The organism is Salipaludibacillus keqinensis (assembly GCF_003226325.1).
Classification (GTDB): Bacteria; Bacillota; Bacilli; order Bacillales; family Salisediminibacteriaceae; genus Salipaludibacillus; species Salipaludibacillus keqinensis.
In genome coordinates, this window is sequence record NZ_PDOD01000002.1 from 623,722 (window position 1) to 638,872 (window position 15,151).

The window sequence follows — 15,151 nt, forward strand, 5'->3', positions numbered from 1 at the left end:
TCCTATCGTTTTGACGATGGAAGAAATAGGTTTTCTAACCCTTAGACCTTAATTATACTCAGGAGGAATATAGATGCAACCACATTTAATCGCCATTGATTTAGATGGCACGTTACTTTCCGATGAAAAAACAATTTCTCCCAAAAACAGGTCTACGTTGTTCAAACTTCGTGAACTTGGACATCAAGTAGTCATTGCCACCGGTAGACCTTATCGAGCCAGTAAAGCATACTACCAACAGCTTGCTCTTGATACACCAATGGTAAACTTCAATGGAGCTTTCGTGCATCACCCATCTGCACCGGAAACGTTCAAAACGATTCACACTCCATTAGAAAAAGAAACGGCAAAAACCATTATTGATACGTGCGAAACATTTAGGGTGAAAAATATTATGGTAGAAGTGATGGATGATTACTATTTACGTTACATGAACAAAGGTTTTGCTGAAGTGTTCACCTTGAATCAGTCTCCATCAGATCATGGAAATCTTCATCACCTCATTAAAAATGATCCAACATCTTTATTAATTCATCCAAATGATGAACAACATCACCAATTGAAGGAACTTCTTGCAAATGCTCATGCAGAGGTCATTGAACAACGATCTTGGGGTGCACCTTGGCACGTGATTGAGATTGTCAAAGCTGGATTGAATAAAGCCGTTGGTCTGAAAGAAATCTCAGCCCACTTAAATATTCCCCAAGAACGAGTCATTGCCTTTGGTGATGAAAATAATGATTTAGAAATGCTCGAATATGCTGGATGCGGTGTAGCGATGGGCAATGCTATCGATGAGTTGAAATCCGTAGCCAATGAGGAAACGTCAACAAATGAACTAGATGGCGTGGCAACGTTTTTAGAGGAGTTTTTCTCCGTTAGAACATAATTGAGAGAGGAGAATGGACGTTATGGAAGTTTACAAAGTAGAAAAACCTGCAAGTACAGAAACCGTTCAAGCTATTACTGAACTCATGATGGAACAAATGAATAGCTTAAGTGGCGGGACAACTGAAGAGTCTCTTCTACATACGGTTCAATTAGTCTTGAATCCTGAATCACAGGCTGAGTTCTTCGTGGCTGAAGAGAACCGACAACTCGTTGGCTGCGCATTCCTCAACAAAGGAATTGGTTTAGACAAGGGTGGGGCTTACGTTTGGCTCAATGACTTGTATGTAAAAAAAGAATTTCGCCGAAAAGGGATTGCCCGAAAAATATTACTCAAAGTACTCTATTGGGCAGAGCATCATGAATTCAAAGGGATTGAACTTGAAACTGGCGTAAACAACGCGGCAACAAAAAGATTATATAATTCACTAGGTTTTTATGATATCGTCTCTAAACGCTACGGCAGAACGTTAACATAATTCTGCAATTATAACGCTTTCCAAACAAATAAAGATAATTTCTTCTTTTCTTAAGCGAAAGGATGGTGGCCCTGCCCCATCCTTTTTTACGTTCATATGAGATTTGTCTACGTCTTTTAGTCTTGCAATATCGTTTAGATAATAAACTGTATGATTGTAAGAAAAGCAATCGCCCCTCCAACGACTAGGATCAGTGGAGCGCCAATGTAAGCAAGAGCTATCGCTGCCATTCCGCCAGCCAAACCGAACCAAATGGCCTCATTGATATAGAGGATGCCTGGAAAAATCAACGCTCCCAACACGGCATAGGGCACTCTTGAAAGCATTCTTCTGCTCCAATCTGGCCAGTGTTCCGTTTGCAGCATCACCAGTGGAAGCAATCTTGGTATATAGGTGACGATGGCCATCCCTACGATCATCCAAAACAAAGTTAGATTCATTTGAGTCCCCCCTTGTTCATGACTTGTTCTATTCCTTCATAAACAACTACTGCAAGAATGGTTGCCAGCATCACTGCCCATCCTGTGGACAACCAAATTGAAAAAACAGTATTAAATAACGCACCTAGAAAAGCTAAACGAATGACCACTTTCCCTTGGGTTTTGATTGAGGGGATCAATAGGGCGATAAACAATGCGTACAAAGCGATGGCCATGCTCTCTTGGACGATCCCTGGAAGAAATGCTCCTGCAAAATAGCCAACCCCGGTGAATCCAACCCAACTTGAGTAGGCGACTAAACCTACGCCTAATATGTAATGGCTACGAATCGGTGTTTCGCTTGTAGAGGCAACTGCAAATACTTCGTCTGTAAGAAAAAAGCTATAAAGTGCACGACTTTTATTTGAACTTCTTTCGGCGCGCTCATGTATTGAGGCACTCATTAACAAATGACGGAAATTAACAATAAAGGTGGATACGACAATTTCCATCGCCCCCGCTCCAAGAGCTATCATGGAGAGAGCCATATACTGCGCTGCCCCTGCAAAGACAAGAAAGCTCATTAATACTGCTTCATAAACCGTCAATCCTGTGCTTCCAGCAATTAAACCAAATGTGAGCGCTACAGGTAAGTAACCGATTGCTATCGGAGTTCCTGAAACCAATCCCCTTTTTAGCCAATTGATCTCTCTTTCGTCTATCTGTGCTGCCGCTTCCAATTCATCACTTCCTCCCCCATTTGTTTCTTTACTGAAATGACAAATGATCTATTCATTTTACTTTACAATCTTACTCTATTGTCAAGGTTTATGCATCAATTAGGCGACGTATTATGAACATCCAAAAAGTAATCGATTCTCATTTGTTCATTCAGAAATCAAATGGGCCTTTCTTGTGTGATAAAAGCTCTCGGAAAGATTCTCGTTGATTTAAAAAACACCACTGCACAAAGCGTCAGTGGTATTGCAGTTAGCTAAATCATGCTGATTTTTATTTGTAGAAACTGATCTTTTAACGTCTCTTTTTCTTCCTTTGATAACAATTTTTCAGCCATAGGGAATAAAATTTGTTCTTCTTTCATAAAATGCTCCGTCAGGGTTTGATAGACCACTAAAACATGCTGAGCCAATTCAATTGCCTTCTCAACAGGGTGACCCTTATCCATTCCGTATTTTTCGAAGAAGTAACCTATATGTTGTTTAGCGCGGCTATGCTCTTCTTCCATGACAGCAATGGGGCCACCTTGTCTGCCAATATGCTTCACCATCATTTCAAACAGAACATCCTCTTCTTTCGAAGAATGAAGGTCTATTTCCACTTTGAATCGACGCATCAGCTGATAAAGACCGTCTATTTCACCAGCAGAATGAGATTTCTGCCTTTTAATTTTCATAGCCGATTCTTTAAGCGCATTCATTTGTTCTCGTAACGGCCAATGCTCTTCTAACAACTCTGATAACGCCTCACAGTAACTGGTAGGGGTTTGTAAATCGTAACTAGCGCATCCTTGGAATTCTTGCATCATTGTCCCTCCTCATTTTGAAGTATCTTCAGTATACGTTCAATAGTAAGAAGACACCGTGATCTAAATCACAGAAAAGGGTAAAAGAAAAACGAAGAGTTTCCTCTTCGTTTAGTCGTTCTATTCGTAAACCTTTTCGAAAGCAGCTTCGATCTCAGGTAATAATGAATCCCATTCGGCACCCATTTCTTTATTCACTGTTACAAAATCCTGGAATCCGAAAATATTATCAACACCATCTAAAGCTAATAATTCTTTTGCTAAAGGATGATCCGTGTCTTGTCCTTTTTTAAATGAAGCGCTACCCGGCCCTTCGAAAAGAACTTGATTTGCAGTGAATTTCATTGCATTTGGATTAGGTGTTGGTTCGCCTTTTACTTCTATTGCCATATCGCATACCTCCTATTTATGTAAGTACCTTCAGTTTAACATGATTTGTTTAAAAAGATAAAGTAACTACAGCTGCAACAAGAAGAAACTAGCTTGTCAAGAAGACAGCTAGCGAAGAGACGCTTTTAATTTTTTCATGTTTAACTCTTTTTCTTTTGAAAGTTTTCTTAGTTTGTCCTTGATTTGGATTTTAGCTATATAATCATTATTATCAATGGCTTCTTTTAATTCCATTAGATGATAATCAATCTCCGCACAAATAACGTAGTGACGAACCGATGCATTGGATATTAACGATTGCTTTTTTTTGACGCCGATCGGATAATCCGACATGTGCTCCCCCCCTCCATTCGTTTTCAGCACGGATACTACTTTTCCACCGTCAAAATAACTTACATAATTCGTACCATCTGAAATGGTGCGAACAATGGCACTTCCTTTACTTTCTGTAATGAGATCTTCAAGACAATTTGCCAAATCTTCTTCACTTACTTCAACTTCTTTAATGTCAACAATCGTTTTGCACTCACTTTCTAATTTCATAGGGAGTAACAATTGTGCCTCACCGGAGTGAATCACTAATTCGATGCCTTCTTGATCGTGTCTCCATGTTAACCGATAGTTTGATGATAAAAGCCTATGAATAAACGTTTTCAACATGGAACGATGTAATTCAATCCAAATATCATTAAATTGTGCCCTGAAGGCCGGTTCCTTCATTCGCTCGCTCCTTTCTTTATTGATTTGCCAAGTCAAAGATCTTATTAGTTATCCTATGTTTATAACGAAAAAAAAAGACACTGTTTTCGCCTATATTCTAGTGATCCGGGCAAAAACGTTTGAGGAAAGAATCACAAACTTGTAAAATAGAGAAGTCTTCTGCGATGAAAGAGCGACCTCAGGGGATTAACCTTGTGTATGCTAAACAACGTCATACAAATTTTTAAAAGCGAAGCAGGTGCTAGGTCTATGTCAAATAGTCATAATCATCTAAACCAACTACATTTACTGGTTGAGTCCCACTTAGATCAAGTAGGATTTTTTTGTGAAGAGTGGACCTTTCAACCTCATATTAAACTCACTTTCAGAGATTGGCTCAAAGAAGCAATGGTTGGTGTAGAAGAGGTTGTTTCAGAGAACAATTCAAATATGAATAAGTGGCAGCTCCTGTTTGGGCTTCTGATCTTCCAACAGGTAAGAAAGCAACTGATCCACTTAGGTTTTTACTCTTTTCGTAAGCAGGAAGTGGAAAACTTATTGTTGTCCTTTATGCAAACTTTTTCTTCAGATACATTTAAGTCTATCGAAAATGACGAGGAGTTAAGCTCCATTTTGAAGCGAAGTGAACAGGATTTCCCTCTCTTAAAACAAAGAGAGCGATTAGAATGCACCACAACTGATCAAATGACCTGGCTTAAACAGTGGTTGACTCGTCCACACTTTTCAAAATATGTACAGTATTACACGGCTCTATCCGTACCCAACCAACAACTGCAATTGAAAAAAGAGGTCATAAATCAACTATTTCCGTTGCAGAATCATACACCTACACGGAGAACCTTCTTTCAAATTATTGATTATCACCTTGATTATGATGAAGGAATTCGAGCGTGGCTTTATTTTCCGCAAGACCCTCTTTTGTTTACACGAGAAGAACAAAGCTTGTTTAAGAAAATCTGTGAACACAGGGTAGACTTAGCCGTCCCCCTTTATATGCAGTGGATTGAACGACTCATTGAAAAAAAGTCTTCCGCTCACTACAAAAAAGCTCACATCTATTTGAAAGAATTACAAAAGATGAGTGAGAGAACGAATGATCAGAACAGATTCGAACAATATTTAGCAATGATACGGAAAAAATACAGAAAATACTCGGCGTTTTATGAGGGGTTGAAGCAAGTTGAAGCATAGGTATGCAACAAAGGATGAACTGGTTATTGCCATAGTGACAGACAAGACAGAAAAAGGCGTACTATTATTGCTTCAACATGCGAATGACTCTTTTACAAAACAACCGATTCTTATGTCAAAAGAGAAAGCTCTGACGACAAAGCATCAGTTGTTTTTTTCCCACTATGAGTCCTTCTTCGGCGTAGACTTGCAAATTCGATCGTATCCATTGAATAATGACCATTCTCAATCGTTACGAGGCATATTCATTCCCGTAGAAAAGATGGACTACCTTATGCAAATGGATTTGGACCGCTTCAACGGTGCTTTTCATCCATCTTCTAAAGCTTTTATGCAGACAATAGAAGAACTTCTTGATCATCTTACTGAAAAAGAAGTAACGCCTACAGCACAAGGATACTGGACGTTTAGCTCACAGCTCTCGTCTGAAATCAGAGAGTTAGCTATTCCTGTTCTCAGTCAGAAAACGGATGACCCCGTCGTCTTTATTGAAAAGAATAAGGAGAAGGTTTTGAAATGGTTTGAAGATTGGCTCCAACACTATGTCCCTAAGTCTGAAACGTTCAGTAAACTCATTCAAATATATAAGAAATCGCTGTCCATGAACACAGACGACCCTCATATAGACCAATGGATCCAAGCTTTAAGCAATCCCAATCAATCTTTTTTGATATCTAACCACCTCTATCCCATATGTACTCACCTTTGGAATGGGAAAACGCCGGAACCTTTTCAGCTTCAACTCGTTATTTACGAACCAGAATCACATAAAGGAGCATGGCGACTAGAGTGGTATTTAAAAGAATGGCTGACTCAAACGTTTGTTTCGATCACAAACATCGTCGCTGGAGACCATCCATTCCGTTCAAATCCTATTCCTTGGCTTAAACGGGAAAGCTCTATCTTTGAGAAGGAAGGTCTACCCTTTTCATACTTTGATGAAGAAAGTTATCGTTTCTATATGGATCACGATACCTTTGCTGACTATTTACTACATGGCGTAAAAAGGTTAGAGGAAAAAGGAGTTTCTGTATTAATCCCAGAAAGTCTGAAGAAAAAAATTGTTCCTCGCCTAAAAGCACGCTTGTCATTATACGATCCCGAAGAGAACATACAAATCGTTCGACCTTGGGTGAAAAGCCATGTGTCATGGCAGTTAAAAGTCCAAGACCTGGAAATAGAAGAATCTTTATTTCGAAAAATGGTTCAGCAACAACAGCGAGTGATTCATATTCATGACGCCTGGGTTGTTTGGGACTTGGATATGGCATCAAAGTTACTGAGTCATGTGGATCAATCTGCCGAAAGTGGAGCACCGTTCACTTTTTTTGATGGATTAAGGGCTGCTTTACATGAAACAGATTCGTATCCATCCGGGGAAAACACTGCGGATGAACAAGGGTCCCTCCCGATTGACTGGTCTTTATCTACTGCAGCAACAGACTTATTAGAGGCAGAAAAGGGGCAAACAAAAGGTCTTATTTCTTTGAAATGGATCGATTTGTTACGTGACTACCAGCAACAGGGAACCGAGTGGTTGCTGAAGATGCGTAAAGTCCATCTAGGGTGTTGTCTTGCCGATGATATGGGGTTAGGGAAGACGATCCAAACGATTGCATATATAGACGAAGTTCATAGCCATGAACAGTCGTCTACCCCATTCTTGATCCTTTGTCCATCCAGTTTAGTTCACAATTGGACAAAGGAACTAAAGAAATTCGCTGAGAATTTGTCCGTGTATCACCATTCCGGGTCTCCTATAGAAAGAGAACAACATTTTAATGAACAAAAATCAACAGCTGACGTGATTGTTTGTTCCTATCCTGTAGCCACTAGAGATCTTGATTTATTCCGTTCGATTCATTGGTGCGGATGTATATACGACGAGGCCCAACTATTAAAAAACAGCCGAACAAAACAACGTAAAGCAATGAAAGAGCTGAAGGCAAAGCACCACGTTGCCTTGTCAGGAACACCTATAGAAAATCATCCGATCGAAATGTGGAGCATGATGGACTTATTGAACCCAGGGTTACTAAAAGATGACGTGTGGTTTACGGAAAATTTTCTATCCACCACCAATTCAAAAGATAAGGAAGATAAATTATCACATTTGCGATCAATCGTTCGACCCTTTTTGCTAAGACGAACGAAAGAAGCTTTTATGGAAGAATTAGCATTACCTGAAAAAACGTCCGTAGACCATATAGTATCCCTTTCTACAGAACAACAAGTTCTATACGAAGCGGTCGTAGAAGAATTTAATGATTCCTACGATGAAGATCATCCCGTTCCCCTTCAACGGGCGCTTCTTTTCAAAACAATGACCAAGCTAAAACAAATATGTAATCACCCTGGACAGCTATTTAAAGAAACCGGCGACTTCTTATTTGAACAAGGTCGATCTGAAAAATGGGATCTCGCGAGAAAGATCATGGAAAGTTGGCTAACTACGAATAAACGTGGATTAATTTTTACCCAATACCGGTTTGTCGGTTCTCTCATTCAAGCCTATGGACAACGACATTGGAACATATCAATTCCGTTTTTTCATGGCGGCTTGTCTTCAAAAAAAAGAGAAGAAATGATTGAACAATTCCAATCTCACCAAACAGCACCTATTATGGTGATTTCCCTTCGAGCTGGTGGGTTCGGTATCAATATGACAGAAGCTACAGAGGTGATCCATTATGACCGCTGGTGGAATCCGGCGGTGGAAGCCCAAGCAACGGACCGCATTCATCGAATAGGACAGACGAAGCCCGTCCAAGTCCATACTATTACAACAGCCGGGACGATTGAAGACCGGATTGCCCACCTGTTGCAACAGAAAAAAAAGCTGCAAAAAGCGGTAATCGACGGACGCCCCCTCCCGATCTGGACATTATCAAAAGCAGAATTAAACGAACTATTTAAAAAGCCGTGACGTGGTCACGGCTTAAAATTTGAAGTCATATGTAAAAAAGCATTTTCACTTTTTGATAGCATGTTTATATTTAAAAGTGTGCTCCAGGTTCGTAGGTAATCTATCAGGTTGGCGACGTTCAACTCTTCCGCTCCCCTCTGTTCGTCGTCAATCTCTCATGTTAGCGACGTTCAGACCCCTCGCTCCCTCTCAACGTCGCCAATCTCCCAGGTTAGCGACGTTCACATCCCTCCGCTCCTTCTCAACGTCGCTAATCTCTCACGTTAGCGACGTTCACATCCCTCGCTCCCCCTCAACGTCGCCAATCTCTCATGTTAGCGACGTTCACATCCCTCGCTCCTCCTCAACGTCGTCAATCTACCGCATTATAAACTTTTACCTTTATTTCATAAAAAAATGCTGTCCACCAAGCCGATTGCATATCGACTTCATAGACAGCCTTCCATTTTCTATTCTTCCGAAGACCATGTTTTTTCAAGTTGAAAAGGCTCGCCTGGTAACGACTGACCATCCAATTGATAAATATTCAACTTTGTTGAAATTTGCAACGGACTAACGGATGGGTCCATATCAGTCCATGTGTCTTCAAATATCAATTCTTCTCCTGGTGCCAACTCTTCTGTAATAAACGCTTGTGTAAACACTCTGTCCTCCGCAAAATCATAGATGATCTCGCCGTGGTCGTCTCGTATGACCACGTCAAATTGATGCCCTGAAGAGAATTCTAGTCGTTTCGTTTGCTCTCCCACATTGACTAATTTCATTTGAACAATTAAAGATGAACCATCCTCATGGAGCTGCACAGAATATTCCAAGTCTGACTCTAAAATCATTTGATCCTCTCCCTCTTCGTTTTTATCGGAAGATTCCTTTTCAGATGCTTCATTTGAAGATCCTTGATCATTGTTCCCATTGGTATCATTGTCTACAGATTCACTCTCATTACCTTGGTTGGGTGAATTGTCTAGTGAATCCCCATTGGTATTACTGTTTGACTGTCCACAAGCAGACACAAGCATGATGATTATCAGTAAACTTAAGAGTCCCTTGATTTTAATCATTTCCATCACTCCAACTCTAAAAAAGTATGTCACATCCATTTGTATAACATTAGTCGTGAAACTGTCTTTTTTGTTACACTTCTTAATCGTCTTTTCTAAACATACCGAAAATGCCAGTCGTCTGAACGATATTTGTAAAAGCCTGAGGATCTACTTCGTCAACGACCTGTTGGAGTAAGTACAGTTCATATCTAGTAATAACAATCATCAACACTTCTTTGTCTTCTTTCGTGTACCCACCTTTTGCAGGGATCCTAGTCACACCTCTCGTAACTTTCTGATGAAAGGCTTCCTGAAGCTCATCCGGTTTACTTGTGACAATCATCGCGGTCAGTTTCACATGGCGAGTATGAATCGTATCAATAATACGGGAAGCTACATACAACGTCAGTAGTGTGTAGAGAGCCTTTTCCATCCCAAACATTAAGCCTGATGTGATCACGATGATGGAATTCATCATGAGAAAATAAACGCCAATAGGCTGGTCGCTTCTTTTAGCTGCTAACAAGGCTAAAATGTCCAGTCCACCTGAAGAAGCTCCCCATTTTAATACGATCCCAGCACCAACTCCACCAATAACTCCACCGAAAACGGAGTTCAGAATAATATCATCTGAAAAGCCTTGAACAGGAATAATTTCTAAAAACAGGGTAGTGAATGCTACATTTACAAAGCTGTATAACGTAAATTTTTTCCCGACTTTTAACCAGCCGAGAATTGCCACAGGAATATTTAATAATAATAGCCAGATACCCGGCGATAAGGGAATGAGTTCGGAAATAATTTGCGCCACTCCAGTAAACCCGCTAGCAAAGACATTTGCAGGGATTAAGAATAAGTTTAAACTCATGGCAAGAAGGGCACCACTTATGGCAGAAATGGTAAATACCTTTATTTCCTCTCCCAGATTCATTCGGTTTTTCAAAGAAAATTCCTCCCATTCACATTGCTGCTATGCTCTCGTTCAATGTATCACGACCGGCACATAAATAGAAGCCACCATTCACCGAATAGTGGCTTCTATCTTTTATTTTTTTAGATTTTCATTGTAGTAATTAACTGAGAACACAGCGCCTTCATCAACCATTGAATTATCTCCAATGTCTTGAGGATCTGAATGTCCTAATTTCTCAGCGTAATAAGGATCATAATCTTCTTTTGTTTCCTTCTTCATTTTAGATTTCAAACGATTGTAGTTGTGAGAAAGCTTTTCTCTATTCTCATCTTTTCCTAAATAATAACTTCCTGCAGCGACCGCGGTTGCTAATAAAGTAGATGTGAGCCATTTATTTGCCAATCTGCTCACTCCTTCCTTCTTGGATTATCTCCTAGATTTATGTCTCAAAATCAAAAAATTCTATATAAACGACTTGACGTTAAGAGACCGGTCAAGCCCGTCGTCCGCTAATTAAATTCACAATAGCAACAACAAGTGCAACGACTAACAATAGATGGATTAATCCGCCACCTACTTCAAAACTAAATCCTAATAGCCACATAAGAATAATAATACCAACAATAGTCCATAACATGTTACAACATCCTCCTCTTCGATTATACGTTTTATATTTTTTGATTAAAGGTTGCCCTTAGTCTTTGTTATTACCATAATTTCAAAAAATAAAACCTTCTGTGAAAACACAGAAGGAAATTGGGTCAATATCACTAGTATAGTTTTAATTCATCACTCGTGGTGATTTGCTTTTCGGGACCTTCTTTAGTATCACCGTCCCATGCCAACATTCCACCATCATAATTCGTCACTTGATCAAACCCTTGTTGTTTCATAAATAAGGACACATTCTGCGACCGGTTCCCGCTCCGGCATATGAAAATATATTCCTTCTCTTTATCAAATCCATCTAATAAGTTTGGAATCGTGTGCATAGGTACAAGAGGCACCCCAGGGATATGTCCGCTATGATATTCGTCTGGTTCACGGACATCAAGTACCACTTGGTTCGGGTTTGACTGTGCCAAAATTTTCTTTAATTCTTCTTTGTCTACTTGGTTCACACCATCATGTTCGAAACTCACATTCATCACCTCTAATATAATATTTACTTATTTTCTACCCATAATAGCCAACGAAAAACGAAATGTAAAGCATGTCGATCTCCTCTTCATTGGCTCCATCATTCTTTTCGATTCAGTTCTTCATCTATTTTTTTTCGCAGTTGGAACAGGCGGTACATGTGGGAAATAATGACTTTAGCTACTGCGTACATTGGGACGGCTAAAATTAAACCTAACAAGCCTGCAAATCTCCCCGCTACGAGAATTAAGACGATAATGGTTAAAGGATGAACCGCCAGTTTTCTCCCCATGACTTGAGGTGAAATAAGATTGCTTTCTATTTGCTGAACAATCACAATCGCCAGGATGACCCAAACGACCATCATAGGGGAATCAATAATGGCGACAATTACAGCAGGAACAGTTCCAATCCAAGGCCCTACAAAGGGAACAATATTCGTGAACATGGCAATTAAAGCCAAAATGAGTGAATACTCAATCCCTATGATTAAAAAAGCGATATACATTAAAACACCTACACAAAAACTTACGATGATTTGTCCTTGTATGTAAGAGCTTAACTTCATATCCATATCTTCAAGGATGCGATACCCTTGATTCTGCTGTTTTTCAGGTAAAAATCGAAGCAGTTGTTTAGGCGCTTTATCTCCATCTTTCAATAAATAAAATAATACAAACGGAACGACAATAAAAATCAATAATACATTCGTCACTACACCGATAAAACTGGCGATGTTCGTTGTAATAAAATCAAATGCCTCAGCCAAGTAATTTGTTAAATTATTTGTGATTTCTTCAATCGAAAAATTCTCTGTTTCTTGGAACTGTGAAACCCATTCATTGTCTTCTAATTGTATTAAAAGCCGTCTAAGCTCTTCAAACAGCATCGGAGCGTTATCAACCAAATTGGTCACTTGTCGCTGGAACACAGGCCCAATTAACACGACTAACAGGATGATCAGGCCGATCATCACCAAATAAATGATCAAGATCGCTAAAGACTTAGGTATTTTTTTACTATGTAGATAATGAACAACAGGGCGTAACAGATAAAACAAAACCCCTGCAATGAGAAATGGAATAAATAATGTTTGAAAAAATACAACAAGAGGTCTGAATATAAATGACACATGGGAACCTACAAGAATAATTAGTAACAGCAAAAGTACAACAACTAAGAACTTTAGAAAACGTGTTTGATACATACTCCCCCTCATTTCTTTTGATTAATAGTCTTATTATAGGATAGCAAGAAAGAGAACAAAAAAGCTACTAGAAAGAGTGACTCTTCTTCCAAGTAGCTTGACCTGTGAATTATAACTAGGTTTACTGAGCCGATAGACGTCTTACAAGCCTTTGGCATGTCTGCCGTTTAATCATTTTATGAGGAATAATCACTTGTCTTGGTTCTGTTCCAGGTTTCATTATTTTCTCAATTAAGCAATTGGCGGCCTCGTATCCTAAACTAAATATATTGATATCAACTGTTGTCATTGGTGGAGAGGACAATTCAGAAATCATGACATTATTAAAGCTCACAATGGAAATGTCGTCAGGTACTTTCACTTCCATCTCATTTAACATTCTCATCACACCAAATGTCATAATATCGTCTGCCACAATTAACGCCGTCGGTCTTTCCGATAAACTCATCAAATCAATAACAGCTTCTTGCCCACCTTCTTGAAGCTCTTCATGGAAGACAACGTAATCTTTACGGGGCTCAATACCTGCATTCGTTAACGCTTTTTCATAGCCTTTCATGTGGTCAAGTGTTACGACTGTATCTAAATTCCCTCCAATAAAGGCAATTTGTTGGTGCCCAAGTAAAATCAAGTACTCAGTGACTGTTTTCGCTGCTTTTAAATTGTCATTATTCACATACGTAATATCTTTCATGTTTTCATCGTAAGGTCTGCCGATCACTGTAAAAGGGAATTTCTGGTTGCGTAAATAATCCATGACTTTATCGTTCACTTTTGAATATAAAAGGACGATTCCGTCGACTCTTTTTCCTTGAACCATGTCTTGAACTTCATCAAAGATTTCTTGTTCTGACTGTCCAGTAGATAGATACAGACCATATTCCAACTGGTGAGCTTTAGAACTGATGCCACGAATAACTTCAGGGAAAAAAGGATTTTGAAACGTCTTATTTGCAGAATTAGGCATGACTAATCCGATCGTTTTCGTACTTTTGTTGGCTAAACTCCGGGCATTAAAGTTAGGATGGTAACCTAATTCCTTCATCGCTTCCCGAACTTTTTCTTTCGTGGGCTCACTGATCCTTGGACTATTTGCGATTACACGTGAAACAGTAGAAGGGGCGACATTTGCAATTTTAGCTACATCTTTAATTGTCACGGTCATGTTCTTTCATCCCTTCTATATCATAAGATCAACGAGGTCACTCTCCTCATTGCCTTTCTCACTTCTTTTAGTTTAAAACTTCAGTTGAGCTTTCATACCTTTTGAACTATAGGTTTCTTATTTTAACGCTTTCATATTCGAATGACAACAGACATGTTCCATTAAATAAAGCATTTGTAGATCGTTCGTCTTTATTTAAAGAGAGGTACGGAGAAAGAAGGTCTCCTCCTTAGCCCGTACCTCGAACATTCATGACTATATTAACCTTTGGTCGCACCAGATGCTAATCCGGAGATCAAGTATTTTTGTAGGTATAAGAATACTAAAGCGATCGGCACGGCAATTAATATCGAACCTGCAGCAAATCGTGTAAATGTGTTTGCAAATTGATCATTTACCATATTGAATAGCCCCAATGCCAGTGTAAAGTTTTCCGGACTTCTTAATACGATCCGTGGCAAGATAAAGTCCATAAATGGTGCCATAAAGTTGAACAATGCTACAACAGCTAAAATAGGTTTTGCTAACGGAAGCAGGATTTGGAAAAAGATTCGGAAATGACCGGCTCCGTCAATTTTAGCTGACTCATCAAGTTCTCGAGGAAGTGTATCAAAATAACCTTTAACGAGAAAGGCATTCATAGGAATGGCTCCTCCAATATAAATGATGATTAACCCGATCAGGCTATCAAGTAAATTCACAGTATTTAACAAGATATACAAAGCAACCATGGCCATTAAGATTGGAAACATCTGCAATAGCAAGAAAGCATACAGTCCATATTTTCTACCCTTGAAACGATATCTTGAAAAGGCATAGGCAGTGATTCCTACAAAGAACGTTGCTAAAAAGGATACGGAAATAGCTACGAATAATGTATTTCGATACCAGACTAAATAGTTACTTCTTGCATCGAAGAACAACCATTCATAATGAACAAGTGACCAGTTTTCCGGAATGATCTTCGCTCCATAGAGACCTGTTCCGGGATTCAATGATACTCCTACTGCCCAAAGTAAAGGATAAAGAATAATCACAAACATAATCCCAATAATGGTATAAATCGCAGTCATTTCAAGTATATTTTTCTTCTTTTTACTCATAGGTTTTTTCTCTGTTGTAGTACT

17 protein-coding genes are annotated in these 15,151 nt (G+C 39.3%); 4 read left to right on the plus strand and 13 right to left on the minus strand.

Features of this window, described 5'->3' with window-relative positions; genetic code table 11:
- The first annotated feature begins 73 nt into the window (after positions 1-73).
- On the plus strand, positions 74-889 hold the full coding sequence (locus CR194_RS10310; RefSeq protein WP_110609576.1) for a Cof-type HAD-IIB family hydrolase: 816 nt from the start codon (positions 74-76) through the stop codon (positions 887-889).
- Positions 890-911: 22 nt separating this feature from the next.
- Positions 912-1,367: a GNAT family N-acetyltransferase gene (locus CR194_RS10315; protein WP_110609577.1), complete on the plus strand. Its 456-nt coding sequence runs from the start codon at positions 912-914 to the stop codon at positions 1,365-1,367.
- 134 nt (positions 1,368-1,501) lie between these two features.
- Here the strand turns inward: CR194_RS10315 and CR194_RS10320 are convergent, their stop codons facing one another.
- From CR194_RS10320 to CR194_RS10340, 5 genes are all read right to left on the minus strand, one after another.
- Entirely contained in the window at positions 1,502-1,807 is a 306-nt protein-coding gene (locus tag CR194_RS10320; protein ID WP_110609578.1) for an AzlD domain-containing protein, read from the minus strand.
- On the minus strand, positions 1,804-2,526 hold the full coding sequence (locus tag CR194_RS10325; RefSeq protein WP_110609579.1) for an AzlC family ABC transporter permease: 723 nt from the start codon (positions 2,524-2,526) through the stop codon (positions 1,804-1,806). The genes CR194_RS10320 and CR194_RS10325 overlap by 4 nt, the downstream gene beginning before the upstream one ends.
- Before the next feature lie 254 nt (positions 2,527-2,780).
- Positions 2,781-3,329 carry a hemerythrin domain-containing protein gene (locus tag CR194_RS10330; protein ID WP_158282235.1) on the minus strand — a complete coding sequence of 183 codons (549 nt, stop codon included), beginning with the start codon at positions 3,327-3,329 and terminating at the stop codon, positions 2,781-2,783.
- 120 nt (positions 3,330-3,449) lie between these two features.
- A complete protein-coding gene (locus CR194_RS10335) occupies positions 3,450-3,719 on the minus strand; it encodes a NifU N-terminal domain-containing protein (RefSeq protein WP_110609581.1) in 270 nt (89 codons plus the stop codon).
- 108 nt (positions 3,720-3,827) lie between these two features.
- Positions 3,828-4,439, minus strand: a complete 612-nt coding sequence (locus CR194_RS10340) for a hypothetical protein (RefSeq protein ID WP_110609582.1) — start codon at positions 4,437-4,439, stop codon at positions 3,828-3,830.
- A gap of 249 nt (positions 4,440-4,688) precedes the next feature.
- On the opposite strand from CR194_RS10340, the gene CR194_RS10345 reads away from it, so the two are divergent.
- Both CR194_RS10345 and CR194_RS10350 read left to right on the plus strand, forming a co-directional pair.
- Positions 4,689-5,630 (plus strand): hypothetical protein, encoded by a 942-nt coding sequence (locus CR194_RS10345; RefSeq protein WP_146035934.1) that lies wholly within the window; start codon positions 4,689-4,691, stop codon positions 5,628-5,630.
- Positions 5,620-8,556 carry a DEAD/DEAH box helicase gene (locus CR194_RS10350; protein WP_110609584.1) on the plus strand — a complete coding sequence of 979 codons (2,937 nt, stop codon included), beginning with the start codon at positions 5,620-5,622 and terminating at the stop codon, positions 8,554-8,556. The genes CR194_RS10345 and CR194_RS10350 overlap by 11 nt, the downstream gene beginning before the upstream one ends.
- Before the next feature lie 449 nt (positions 8,557-9,005).
- Here CR194_RS10350 and CR194_RS10355 read toward each other — a convergent pair whose 3' ends face one another.
- From CR194_RS10355 to CR194_RS10390, 8 genes are all read right to left on the minus strand, one after another.
- Positions 9,006-9,617: a BsuPI-related putative proteinase inhibitor gene (locus CR194_RS10355; RefSeq protein ID WP_158282236.1), complete on the minus strand. Its 612-nt coding sequence runs from the start codon at positions 9,615-9,617 to the stop codon at positions 9,006-9,008.
- An 82-nt stretch (positions 9,618-9,699) separates the two neighbouring features.
- Positions 9,700-10,530, minus strand: a complete 831-nt coding sequence (locus tag CR194_RS10360; protein ID WP_110609978.1) for a YitT family protein — start codon at positions 10,528-10,530, stop codon at positions 9,700-9,702.
- Positions 10,531-10,644: 114 nt separating this feature from the next.
- Positions 10,645-10,914, minus strand: coding sequence for a hypothetical protein (locus CR194_RS10365; RefSeq protein ID WP_110609586.1), 270 nt, complete (start codon positions 10,912-10,914; stop codon positions 10,645-10,647).
- 91 nt (positions 10,915-11,005) lie between these two features.
- The gene (locus CR194_RS10370; protein ID WP_110609587.1) at positions 11,006-11,149 is read right to left on the minus strand and encodes a lmo0937 family membrane protein; all 144 of its coding nucleotides are present in this window, start codon (positions 11,147-11,149) and stop codon (positions 11,006-11,008) included.
- 133 nt (positions 11,150-11,282) lie between these two features.
- Positions 11,283-11,654: a rhodanese-like domain-containing protein gene (locus tag CR194_RS10375; RefSeq protein ID WP_110609588.1), complete on the minus strand. Its 372-nt coding sequence runs from the start codon at positions 11,652-11,654 to the stop codon at positions 11,283-11,285.
- 98 nt (positions 11,655-11,752) lie between these two features.
- Entirely contained in the window at positions 11,753-12,859 is a 1,107-nt protein-coding gene (locus tag CR194_RS10380; RefSeq protein WP_110609589.1) for an AI-2E family transporter, read from the minus strand.
- Between the two features lie 121 nt (positions 12,860-12,980).
- On the minus strand, positions 12,981-14,024 hold the full coding sequence (locus tag CR194_RS10385) for a LacI family DNA-binding transcriptional regulator (protein ID WP_110609590.1): 1,044 nt from the start codon (positions 14,022-14,024) through the stop codon (positions 12,981-12,983).
- A gap of 260 nt (positions 14,025-14,284) precedes the next feature.
- The gene (locus CR194_RS10390; RefSeq protein ID WP_110609979.1) at positions 14,285-15,127 is read right to left on the minus strand and encodes a sugar ABC transporter permease; all 843 of its coding nucleotides are present in this window, start codon (positions 15,125-15,127) and stop codon (positions 14,285-14,287) included.
- Positions 15,128-15,151: the final 24 nt, after the last annotated feature.

Excerpts from the sequence above, each read along its gene's own strand:
- CR194_RS10335 (WP_110609581.1), bottom strand. The coding sequence starts at position 3,719 with ATGGCAATAGAAGTAAAAGGCGAACCAACACCTAATCCAAATGCAATG.
- CR194_RS10320 (WP_110609578.1), bottom strand. The coding sequence starts at position 1,807 with ATGAATCTAACTTTGTTTTGGATGATCGTAGGGATGGCCATCGTCACC.
- CR194_RS10370 (WP_110609587.1), bottom strand. The coding sequence starts at position 11,149 with ATGTTATGGACTATTGTTGGTATTATTATTCTTATGTGGCTATTAGGA.
- CR194_RS10315 (WP_110609577.1), top strand. The coding sequence starts at position 912 with ATGGAAGTTTACAAAGTAGAAAAACCTGCAAGTACAGAAACCGTTCAA.
- CR194_RS10385 (WP_110609590.1), bottom strand. The coding sequence starts at position 14,024 with ATGACCGTGACAATTAAAGATGTAGCTAAAATTGCAAATGTCGCCCCT.
- CR194_RS10330 (WP_158282235.1), bottom strand. The coding sequence starts at position 3,329 with ATGCAAGAATTCCAAGGATGCGCTAGTTACGATTTACAAACCCCTACC.
- CR194_RS10360 (WP_110609978.1), bottom strand. The coding sequence starts at position 10,530 with ATGAATCTGGGAGAGGAAATAAAGGTATTTACCATTTCTGCCATAAGT.
- CR194_RS10340 (WP_110609582.1), bottom strand. The coding sequence starts at position 4,439 with ATGAAGGAACCGGCCTTCAGGGCACAATTTAATGATATTTGGATTGAA.
- CR194_RS10310 (WP_110609576.1), top strand. The coding sequence starts at position 74 with ATGCAACCACATTTAATCGCCATTGATTTAGATGGCACGTTACTTTCC.
- CR194_RS10390 (WP_110609979.1), bottom strand. The coding sequence starts at position 15,127 with ATGAGTAAAAAGAAGAAAAATATACTTGAAATGACTGCGATTTATACC.
- CR194_RS10355 (WP_158282236.1), bottom strand. The coding sequence starts at position 9,617 with ATGATTAAAATCAAGGGACTCTTAAGTTTACTGATAATCATCATGCTT.
- CR194_RS10380 (WP_110609589.1), bottom strand. The coding sequence starts at position 12,859 with ATGTATCAAACACGTTTTCTAAAGTTCTTAGTTGTTGTACTTTTGCTG.
- CR194_RS10345 (WP_146035934.1), top strand. The coding sequence starts at position 4,689 with ATGTCAAATAGTCATAATCATCTAAACCAACTACATTTACTGGTTGAG.